This window comes from Acidovorax sp. sic0104, assembly GCF_019219095.1.
GTDB lineage: Bacteria > Pseudomonadota > Gammaproteobacteria > Burkholderiales > Burkholderiaceae_C > Acidovorax.
The window spans coordinates 1-470 of the sequence record NZ_JAHUWH010000055.1 but is presented as its reverse complement, the minus strand read 5'-3'; the positions used below and the strand labels follow the sequence as shown (position 1 = coordinate 470).

The following is a 470-nucleotide window of genomic DNA, read 5'->3' as shown; positions in this document are numbered from 1 at the left end:
GCCAGTCACCCCGCCGGTCACCCCACCAGTGACACCACCCACCCCGGGCGTGCCCGACAACGACGGCATCCCGCCCACCGTGGAAGACCAGAGCCCCGGCATCCCCGGGCCCGATGGCAGCATCACCCCCGGGGACGGCAACGGAGACGGCATCCGCGACAGCGAGCAGCCCTCGGTGGGCTCCATAGGCTTCGTGCTCAGCCCCACGGGGGAGAGCAACCCGGGCAACGCGCCGCCGACCTTCACCACGCTGGTGGCCAGCAGCCAGAACGGCAAGGTGGCCAGCGGCAACGACAACGCGCGCATCACCAGCCTGGAGCAGCTGGATGCGCCGCGGGACCTTCCCGCAGGCATGCAGATGCCCATCGGGCTGGTGAGCTTCACGGTGGAGCTGGGTGCGGGCAAGACGGGGGAGAACTTCAGCCTGTACCTGGACCCGGCGCTGGGCATCAACGGGTACTGGAAGCAGG

1 pseudogene is annotated in these 470 nt (G+C 70.2%); it reads left to right on the top strand.

The features are described from left to right. Positions 1-28: 28 nt before the first annotated feature. A pseudogene (locus tag KW835_RS26640) lies at positions 29-470 on the top strand (hypothetical protein); the annotation flags it as partial.